The organism is Nocardia sp. GTS18, assembly GCF_013839555.1.
GTDB classification, from domain to species: Bacteria; Actinomycetota; Actinomycetes; order Mycobacteriales; family Mycobacteriaceae; genus Nocardia; species Nocardia rosealba.
The window spans coordinates 19,369-29,727 of record NZ_JACBIU010000046.1 but is presented as its reverse complement, the minus strand read 5'-3'; the positions used below and the strand labels follow the sequence as shown (position 1 = coordinate 29,727).

The 10,359-nt window shown below is 69.9% G+C and carries 5 protein-coding genes; all 5 read right to left on the bottom strand.

Annotated elements, in window-relative coordinates:
* Positions 1 to 548: 548 nt before the first annotated feature.
* Genes HYG95_RS22995 through HYG95_RS22975 form a run of 5 tightly spaced genes read right to left on the bottom strand, consistent with a single transcriptional unit; the run spans position 549 to position 10,304 of the window.
* Positions 549 to 1,301: a DUF4239 domain-containing protein gene (locus HYG95_RS22995; RefSeq protein ID WP_181700959.1), complete on the bottom strand. Its 753-nt coding sequence runs from the start codon at positions 1,299 to 1,301 to the stop codon at positions 549 to 551.
* Positions 1,302 to 1,304: 3 nt separating this feature from the next.
* Entirely contained in the window at positions 1,305 to 2,516 is a 1,212-nt protein-coding gene (locus HYG95_RS22990; RefSeq protein WP_181700956.1) for a cytochrome P450, read from the bottom strand.
* Entirely contained in the window at positions 2,513 to 3,970 is a 1,458-nt protein-coding gene (locus HYG95_RS22985) for an acyl-CoA reductase (RefSeq protein WP_181700954.1), read from the bottom strand. The genes HYG95_RS22990 and HYG95_RS22985 overlap by 4 nt, the downstream gene beginning before the upstream one ends.
* A complete protein-coding gene (locus tag HYG95_RS22980) occupies positions 3,970 to 5,370 on the bottom strand; it encodes a hypothetical protein (RefSeq protein WP_181700952.1) in 1,401 nt (466 codons plus the stop codon). The genes HYG95_RS22985 and HYG95_RS22980 overlap by 1 nt, the downstream gene beginning before the upstream one ends.
* Positions 5,367 to 10,304: a type I polyketide synthase gene (locus tag HYG95_RS22975; protein WP_181700950.1), complete on the bottom strand. Its 4,938-nt coding sequence runs from the start codon at positions 10,302 to 10,304 to the stop codon at positions 5,367 to 5,369. Before HYG95_RS22975 ends, HYG95_RS22980 begins: the two co-directional genes overlap by 4 nt.
* Between the last annotated feature and the right edge of the window lie 55 nt (positions 10,305 to 10,359).

Below are 10,359 nucleotides of genomic sequence, written 5' to 3'. Positions count from 1 at the left end.
GGGTGGCACTGGGATTCCCGGCAGGTCGCCATGGCCCGGTGGGTCGGGTGGCGGGAGCAGCGGTGGCTCCGGCGCGGGGCCGGGCGGGTTCGGCTCGGGGACAGCGGGGGTGGGCGTAGTGGTCGGAATTTCGGGGACCGGTGCGGGTGCAGGTGGCGCGGGAGGGGGTGACGGCGGTTCGGGAGGTGCGTCACGCCGGGGTGCGGGACCCGGGATGATGATCTGGGCGTAGGGGGCTTTCGGGCCGGGCGGGTTTTGCGAGTCACGGTCGGGTTCCGGGGCGGATACTTTCGGCGCGGCCGATGTGTTCGGCGTCTGCGGACGTGACGGCGCTGCGGGCCGCCCGTCGATCGGGGTCGGTGGCGTCGGGTACTCCTCGACGGGTCGGTCCGGCCGGATCCCACCGCCCGGGATTCCGTTGCCGGGGATTCCGCCGCCCGGATCAGCGCCGGGGACGAACGGAAATCCGGGTGCGGCGTCGACCGCACCCGGCAACCACAGGCCGGCACCTATCGCTATCGCGCAGAATCCCGTGCGCATCGGTGTTCTCACGTGAGCTGAGCCAGAATCGTGGTGAAGGCGTCGGGCCCGATTTTCGCGGCCCGCCCGTACGGGTTCTGGAGCTGGTAGATCGTGTAGATCATGAAGGTGACCACGGCGGCGAAGCTGGCCACCACCACTACGTGGACGCGGGCGCTGGTGCCGGCGAACATCAGCGACAGGCCGATCGACAGCAGCGCGCCGAGCATCAGTGCCACCCACATCATCGGGGACAGTGTGCTGCCCGCGGCTTCCACCCGGGTCTGACGCGCTTCGTACACCTCCCACAGCCGGTCCGCCGCCGCGATCTGGCGGGAACGCTGCCATTCGTCGGCCGCCGGTGTGGCGGCGATGGCGGTGCGCACCTCACTGAGCTCGGTCCAGGCGGTGTCGTCGACCTCCTTCGCGGCCGTCATGGCGGGCCACTCCACCTCGATCACCTCGCCGGTGTAGCGCCGTACCGAGGCGGTGATGGCGCTGCGGGCGGGATCCGGCAGCGAGTCGCCCGCCCACTGCAGGGCGAGCAGCCGGTCGGCCTCGTCCGAGACCGCTTTCTCGGCGGCGGAGTTGGTGTCGAGGACACCGATGAGCAGGAACGAGGCGAGTACCACCTGCAAACCGGCGACGAGAGTGAAGACCTGCCCCACCGACTCGTTGACCGATTCGCCCTCATGGCCTTTCCCGCGCCTGCGCAGGTAGTAGGCGCACGCACCGGCGAGGCCTGCGATCAGCGCGACCCACAACAGGGCTTCCCACAGCATGTCTCAGACGTCCTTCGTCGGGTGATCGAATGTGACCGGAAGTGAATCCAGGCAGATATGTCTGCCGTTCTCGAAGTAGCGGGTGGGTGTGCCCGCCAGGTGGTAATTCGGATACCTGGCGAGTTCGGCTAGGACCAAGGCGAATTCCTGCCGGGCGACGTGTGCCCCGAGGCAGAAGTGGATGCCTTGGCCGAAGGTGAGGTGCCGGATCGGACCGCGATCGAGCCGGAAGGTGTCGGGGTCGTCGAACCGGCGTGGGTCGCGGTTGGCGGCACCGGTGAGCAGCACCACCCGCGCGCCCTCGGGGATCACGGTGTCGCCGACGACGACCTCGGTTGTCGTGCGCCGGGTGCCGTGGTCGACCGGCGCCCACAGCCGCAGCGTTTCCTCCACCGCGGCGGGGATGAGCGCGGGATCAGCCCGCAACCGGTCCTGCAGATCGGGTCGCCGGGCCAGCTGCCAGAGCAGGTGCGCGAGGGTGTTCATCGATGTTTCGTGGCCCGCGATGGCGAAAGCCACCAGCATCACATGCAGTTCGTCGTCGGTCACGGGCCTGCCGTCGAACTCCGCACGGACCAGCGTGGAGAGGTAGTCGTCACCGGGTTCGTGTCTCGCCCTGGCGATCTCCTGCCGAAAGAGGTCGGCGAACGGCGGCCAGAACCCGTCGGCGTTGGGGTCGGCTGCCATTCGGTCCCAGGTGTTGGCGGTGAGATCGCGGATGCGCCGCTGAGCGTCGGGGGAGAAGCCGACTGCCATGCCGACCACCGCGAGCGGTAGCGGGACTGCCAGCTCGCCCACCAGATCGGCGGATCCGCGCCGGGCCGCCGGCCGGATCAGTTCGGCCACCGCGCCCTCGATGCGTGGCCGCAATTTCTGTGCGGCCGCGAGCAGGAACGGAGGGCGCATCAGTGACCGGTAGTTGCCGTGCTCCGGCGGGTCGTGCTCCAGCGGGGCGAAGCGTGGCGTCCCTTCGGCTTTCGGGAAGAACACGCCCGCGGCCGAACTGTAGGTCTCGTGGTCGGTGAGGGCTGCGGCCACGTCGTCGTAGCGGGCGAGCAACCACATCCCGCCGTAGGCGGGGGAGTAGGTGACCCGGCTCTGTTCGCGGATCGCCCGATGCACCTCGATCGCCACATCGGGGGTGAAGGCTGGATCGTGATGATCGAATCGCTGGGCCAGACGGGCGAATTCGGCCTCGGGAAGCAGTGTTGTCATCGCGGCACCGCTTCCACGGCCGGGGCGAGCTGGGCGAAGGGGTGGATGCGGTGCGGATCGTAGGTCTCGTCGACGACCCATTTGACCAGTCGGCGCATCGGTTCGATCCCGTCCTGCGGTGTGTCGGAGCGGAAGTGCGTGGCGAAGCCGAGTGAGACCAACCGCTGCGCGCCCGCGTGAGGCGCGAGGTCACGCAGCGTGCGTTTGAGCGATTCCGGCCATACCCCCACGGTCTGGGTGTAGGCGTTCATCGCGTCCAGTGCTCGTTCCGGATGATCGATCGGGACGACATTGGCGACCCGGCCGCTGAGCGAGGCGTGGAAGTCGACCGGTTCGTCGGACAGCGAGACCAGCACCGCGCCTTCGTCTTCAGTCCCGCCGAAGACACGGAAGAAGGCCGGGCTGGTGCGCAGGGCGGCGATCTCGCGGCGCAGTGCGGGGTCGAATCGGGTACCGGCCGTACTGACCGCCGGAGGTAGGGCCTGGATCTGTTCGTGGAGCAGCTCGCCCCACCGCACCGCCCGGTCGATGCCCGCCGTGTCCGTGCCGGTGCAGACGTAGACCACCCGGGCGTTGAAGCACGCGTCCTGATTGAGCAGGCCGACATCGGCGGCGGCGAGGGCCGCGGTCTCGTGCCGGGCGTCGTCGTCGGTGAACGCCTCGGGCCCGATGACCGTCGCGCTGAGCTTCGGATCCAGGGTGACCAGTTCCAGCCCCGGCTGCTGATAGCGGGTGAGGTGCCGGACGGCCGCGAATCCGCCCCAGGCGACGAGCTTTTCGACATGAGCCGGCCGGTAGAGCTCGCTTTCGAACCGCTCGTCCCCGCCGCGCCAATAGGCGACGGCAAGGTGCCGCACCAGCGGATGCGCCGGATCGACCTCGGCCATCGTCCGTGCCAGCGCGACGGCGGTGAAGGGGTCGTTGGCGGGCAGTTTCACCACTGCGTCGCCCCGGGTGAGGGCATTGCGCACCAGGGTGATCGCGGCGATGATCGGGTTGTTGCCCGCGATGACGTGCACGGTCCTCGCCCCGAAGGCCCGCACCCGCGCCGAGCCCCATTCGGCCCAGCCGTCGAGATACCGGATGCCGATGGTGTTCTCGGCCAGGTCGAGGGTGGTCTCGCGGGCGAACAGTCCGGCCAGTTGAGCGTAGGTGGAGCGCAGCACGGGCTCGGTGAGTCCGGAGCAGCCGACGAGTTTCGCGAGGGCTTCTCGCAGGTGGGGGTTGTCGTCGGGGTGCAGTCGCTGCCCGACCTCGTCGAGGAAGTCGATGATGTCGGCGGTCGGCAGTTCGTGGATGTCGCGCATGCTCGTTGGTCCGGGGCAGACGAGGCCGGGAAGCAGGCGGTGTGCGTCGGGTGCCCGGAAGGCCGTGCTCCCGGCGCCGAATTCGGGACCGTCGTCGTGCACGGTTCGCCCACGCACGAACGCGGGAGCCAGCGGTGTCCCCGTCATCACAGTGCCCCGTTGAGGAAGGTCAGCGCCTCGTCGAGCGCTTCGGCGGTGGCGGCGCAGGTGATCTTGTCGTCCCCACCGGGACCGGCGAAGCGACTGATGGCCGCGCCGATCCGCGGGGTGGTCCGGCCGCAGACGCAGGGTTCCCAGTCCACTGTCACCAGGTCGCCGGTGACGATGCCACCCCAGTTCAGGTCGGCGGTCAGGTCGTAGAGGGCGACGCGGCCGGTCCTGGTTCCGGTGCGCGGCAGAACCGCCCCCGTCTCCGGGTCGAGCAGGTACAGCACCAGCCACGGCTCGAGGTGGTAGCCACCGGCACCGCACTGCAGATTCAGCGACATCACCTCGACCATGGCGTACACGAATCGCAGGGCGGGCACACCCGCGAACCGGGCGGTGCGGTCGGCCCAATCCTCCGGCAGCGCACCGGCTTTGGAACCACCACCGGCGAAGATCACCGAGTCCGGTGCGAAGACGTCGGTGAGTCCCTGTTCGGCCGCGCTGTCGGCCATGCCGGACAGCACATCCCAGGTCGACAGGGCCGCCACCCGGGAACCGGCCAGCTCGTCGGCGAGGCGCCGCACGAACGCGGTCATTCCCGGACCGGTGGCGCGCAGTGCCTCGGTGAACTCGGCCCGTCGCAGCGCGAGCGCGGGCGGCACCTCCACGCGGCCCGCTTCGCCGCGGGCGGCGGCCGCCCGGAGCCTGCCCGCCAGGAACATGACATCGGCGGAGAGCAGCCCCGGGTGCAGGCAGTGCATGCGATCGGGTGTCAGCGCGATCTGCTCGGCCATGGCGGTCGCGTGCCGCGCGATGCCGCTGCGGCCGGTCCGAAAGCTCGGCCACACCACGTCGACGCCGGTGTGGTCGTCGTCGGGGAGCACGTCCATGCGCACGATGCGGTACAGCCGGTCGTATTGGATCTGGGAGTGCGGGATGAACGACATGGTGCCGGTGGTGCCCGACGAATGTGCCAGGCGCAGTTCGGTTCGCTCGTCCACCGTCGCGAGCCAGCCGTCGATCGAGGTGCACCCCGCGACGTCGAGGCCGGTCAGGTCGACGGTGGTGAGTCGCGACATCCACGTGTTCATCCGGTCGAACCGGTTGTCGACGAGCAGTCGTGTCGGGTACGCCTTGTAGACCGTGTGGGGGAACAGTAGGGGCGCCGCGTCGTCGATGGAGTCGAAACCGTCGATGTGCTGTTCGGTGGCGAGCGCGTCGAGAACCGGTATGCGTGGTCGCAATTCGTCGAAGCGCAGGCGTAGCGCGTCCAGTTGGAGTGCGGTCAGCGCCCTGGGATCCATGGTGTGCATGGCGATACGTGACCGGTCGAAGTAGGTGGCGGCGTCCTCGGCGAAGGTGCGCAGGTCGGCGGTGGTGGTGACGGGAGTTGCGGTCATCGATGGCTCCTCGAGAGCAAGTCGGCGAGCGCCCCGGCAGCGGCGTCGATCGTGGGGTGATGCCACAGCATCGTGGCCGGAATCTGTTGTCCGAGTAGCACGGTCAGTTCGCGACGCAGGACCGCGGAGAGCAGCGAGTCGAAACCCAGCTCCGTCAGGGCGATTCCCAGCGGAACCTCCGTGGGGGACACGCCGAGCAGGTTCGCCACGGACGATCGCAGCAGGGTGACGAGCGCGGCAGGCAGATCGGCTGGTTCGAGGGCTGTCCACCCGGCACCCGGACTGACGGCGGGGGCCGGGGCGAGGCCTGCCAGCAGCGGTGGGTGGGCTGGGTGCGGGACCACGCGCAGCACAGCGACATTCGCGCCACCTGCCGTGATCGGCCCGTCGAGGGCGCGCAGCGCCTGCTCCGTCGAGATGTCGGCAGTGCCGTGGACGGCGAGTTCGGCCGTGATCGCCGTCGAGGACGTCGACATGCCGAGCCCACGCCAGCTGGTCCAGGCGATGGCCTGGCAACCGCTGTCGCCGAGGGCACGGCGGTGCCGGGCGAAGCCGTCGACGAAGGCGTTGGCCGCGCTGTAGACCGGTTGACCTGGCAGGTGCAGCAGCTGGCCGGCCGAGGAGAACAGGATCAGGAAGTCGAGATCGCCCGGCGCGAACAGCGCACCGAGAGCGAGGGTTCCGCCCACCTTGGCGGCCAATCCCTGCTCGACGAGGTCGGGCCGCAGGTCCGCGACCGGCACGTTCGCCACGGTGCCTGCCGCATGGACCACGCCGCGCAGCGGAGGCAGACCGTGGGCGTCGGTGTCGAGGGCGGCGGCGAGCGCGGGCCGGTCGGCCACGTCGGCGGCCACGGTTCGCACTGTGACACCCTGAGCTTCCAGCGAGCGTTGCAAGCGGTTCGATCGCCGTGGCGCAGCCCGCCTGCTCACCAGAATCAGCCGGCGGGCGCCGCACTGGACCAACCACTGGGCGGTGATCGCACCAAGGGCTCCGGATGCCCCGAGGACCGCGTAGGACGCGGCCGGATCACAGCGCACACCCGATGTGCCGGGGTTCGACTGGACCGGCACCGCGCGCAGGTGGTGCACTTGGCCGTCGATGACGGCGGCGACGTCTTCGCCGGAGCCGGGTGGTGTGCACAGGTGTCTGCGCAGCGCGGCCAGGTCGTCGGCGGTCGGGCGGGCGGGTAGGTCGACGATCCCGGCGAAACTGTCCGGGTATTCGGCGAGCAGGGCCCGGCCCGCGCCCCACAGTGCGGACTGTGCGAGATCGGCCGGAGTGATGGCTTCGGCTGCCCCGCGTGTGACGCACCACCACGGTCCACGCCGGGTCCGCGCGGTCTCGAACAGTTCGGTGACCATTCGCCGCACCGACTCCTCGACGGATTCATGTGTCCGCGGCCTGGGCGCGCAGACCATGATTCCGTCCCCGTCGGTGCCTGAAAAGGCTTGCCGCAGTGGCAGGTCGTCCCCGGAAACCGTGATACCGGGTGCCGCGGTGGTACCGGGATCTGGCTCGCGGATCTGCCAGCGCAGATCAAGAGTGGCGGCCGGCGACTCGGCGTCGATGTCCGGCTCGGCGTAGCGAACACCCGTCAGGCAGGCAAGCAACCTGCCGTCGGAGTCGGACAGGTCGGCGTCGACCCGTAGTCCCGCCCGGACGGTGACAGTGAGCACCAATTCCGCCGGTGGCGGTCCCGACGGGAAGCGGCACTCGGCGATGTGAGCGGGCATGCGGAGTACAGGTGGCCCGGGGAAGACCACCGACGCCGCCGACAGGGCCGCATCCAGAAACGTCGCCCACGAATCGGGCGCGGCCGCTGTGCTTTTCACTCGGGCGGACAAACCCTGGTCGTTGCGCTCGGCCTCGATGATCTGCCAGTGCAGACCCATCGATGTCACGCCAAGCGCGGCGAGCCGATCGATGACGAAGTCGGCGGGCAGGTTCTCGCCGCGGTACCACAGCACGGGTGATCGGCGGGTCTGGCCCGTCGCGCGCCGGTAGTGGGCCGTGGTGTGGGTTTGCCACGCTCCGTCGGTCCGGGAGGAGAGGGTGAGTCTGCCCGCCGAAGCGGTGACCTGGATGTGTCGTGCCGGCTCCATGGTGACCGGTACCCGAAGGGCGATGTCGTAGAGCCGCCGGCCGGGTACCGCCGCGGCGAATGTGTGCAGCAGGATCGCGGCGGGCACGATCTCGCTGCCGCACACCGGGTGGTCACCCGGATAGGGCCGGACGGTTCGGTCGAGGTAGGTGTGCCAGACGCGGACCGGCGGTGTGGTGTTGACGACAGTGGGCTCACCACCGAGCAGCGTCGCGGAGGAAGGGTCGTGGCCGACGATGGCGGTGGCCGCCTCGTTCGTGTGCCGCCAGTAGTGCCGGTGTTGCCAGCGCATGGTCGGCAGGTCGACCAGAGCGCCTTCGGGATACATGGCCGCCCAGTCGATTCGGGCACCGAGCCGATACAGCTCACCGACCGCGGTGTGGAAGGCGGCAAGTTGGGGACGTTGTCTGTGCAGAGTCGGGACAGCCCGGTATGTCTCATCGATCTCGGCGAGGGAATGGGCGACGACCGGGTGGGCCGAGATCTCGAGGAAGGTGCGATGCCCGTCGGCCCCGGCAGCGGTGACGGCGTCGGCGAAGCGCACCGGCGCGGCCAGATTCGTCGCCCAATACGCGGCGTCGCGAGGCCGTGGATCGCGTGGATCGGTGAAGGCGGTTGTGTACAGCGGTATCCGAGCCGGGCCAGGCTCGAGATCGGTGAGTTCGTGAGCGAGCCGCTCGGCGATCGGGGTCAGCGAAGGGCTGTGGAAGGCAAGGTCGGAATCGACACGGCGGATCGGGATTCCGCGTGCGACCCATTCGTCGGCCAGCGCGTCGACCGCGCGGCGGGTGCCGGAGACCACCGTGCTGCCGAACGACGACCGAACGGCCGCGCACACATCGTCGTAGCCCGCCAGTTCGGCTGAAACTTCGTCGAAAGCGCGCGCCACCATGATCATGGCGCCCCGGCCGGTGGCCGGTTCCAGCAACCGGGATCGCACGCAGATCAGGCGCGCACCGGCCGCCGGATCGAGCACGCCCGCGACGACGGCCGCTGCGATCTCGCCGACCGAATGACCGAGGACCGCAGCCGGTCGCACCCCGTGCGCCCGCCACATCGCCGCGAGCCCCAGCTGAGTCAGGAAGATCGCGCACTGTGCCGTCGGGGTGTGGGAGAGGTCGCCCCGGCGCAGCAGATCTTCGGCGCTGCAGCCCCATTCGCTACGGAACACCGGTGACACCTCGGCTACGGCGGCCGCGAAAGCCGGGTCGGCGTCGATCAGCTCGGCACCCATCCCCGCCCATTGCGATCCGTGCCCGGAGAACACCCACACCGGATCGTGCGGTGGTGCCGAGCGGTGGTACTCGGCGGCGACGGCTGCGTCGAGGCCCGCGAGGAGTTCGGCGGTATCTCCGGCGTGCACGGCCACCCGGTACGGGAGATGACTGCGATGCCGAGCCCGTGTGAAGCACATGTCGGCCGCATCGATATCGGGATGCGATCGCACGGCAGTGGCAAGCGCCCGCAGTTCATCGCGCAGCCCGTCGGCCGAAGCCGCGCTGACAGCACAGAGGTGTTCGGCGCGAGGAGAAGTCGTCGCCGGCGATACAGATGGCGCGGCATCGACGATGAGGTGACACAGCGTGCCGCCGTAGCCGTAACTCGCCACACCCGCGCGCGCCGTGTGCTCGGTCGACGGCCAGTCGAGGGTGGCGGTGGCCAGGGCGATACCGTTGTGGTGCCAGTCGATGTCGGATCGCGGTCCGCTCGTGGTCCGCGTGGGCGGGATCGTCCGATGATGCAGTGCGAGAACGACTTTGGCCAGCCCGGCGATGCCTGCGGCGGCCTCGAGGTGGCCGATGTTCGGTTTGACGGAACCGATGAGGCACGGTTTCCCCGACGGACGCCCGGTGCCGAATACCTCGGCCAGCGCGGCCGCCTCGGCCGGATCGCCGGCCCTGGTTCCCGTCCCGTGCGCCTCGACATAGTCGACCGAGTCCGGTGACACTCCGGCGTCCGCGCAGGCGGCCCCGGCCAGATATCGCTGGGCCGGACCGCTCGGCGTCATGATGCCGCTGGTTCGCCCGTCCTGACGGATCGCGCCGCCGCGCAGTACCGCGAGCACGCGGCGCCCGGCGGCGAGCGCGTCGTCGAGCCTCTCCAGGACGACGAAGGCACACCCCTCACCGCGACCGTATCCGTCCGCGGCGTCGTCGAACGACTTGGACACCCCGTCGTCCGCGAGCACACCGGCCTCGGCAAGCGTGACCGACAGCGCGGCGTCGCCCATCAGCATCACACCACCGGCGAGCGCGAGCGGAACGGAACCGTCGCGCAGCGCCGACATCGCCTGATGCACCGCGACCAGCGACGACGAACAGGCGGTGTCCACGGCCACGCTCGGGCCGCGCAGGTCGAGCGCGTGTGAGATGCGGTTCGCCGCACCGCACAGCGCGGCACCGATACCGGTCCACGCGGTGACGGTCGACGGGTCGCCGAGCAGTCTGCGGCCGTAGTCGTCGGAACCGATTCCGGCGTACACGGCGGTGTCTGTCCCGGTCAACGTGGTCGGGTCGATTCCACTGTGCTGCAAAGCTTCCCAGGCGACCTCGAGTGCCAGTCGGTGCTGGGGGTCCATGTGCTCGGCCTCGGCGGCCGGAATGCCGAAGAAGGCGGCGTCGAATCCCGCGATGTCGTCGAAATAGGCGCCGGGACGCAGTGCCCGCCGAACTGCGGGCACGTCACGATTGTCCGGCAGGCGTCCCGGTGGCTGCTCACCGACGACGGTGCCGCCGCCGGTGATGAGCCGCCAATATGCCGACGGGGAGTCGATGCCCCCGGCGAAGCGGCAACCGATGCCGATCACCGCCACCGGTGTGTGTCGTGTCATGCGTCCTCCCGAGCCGGGCGCCGACCGGGAGGTGTCCCGGTCGGCGCGAAAGAGC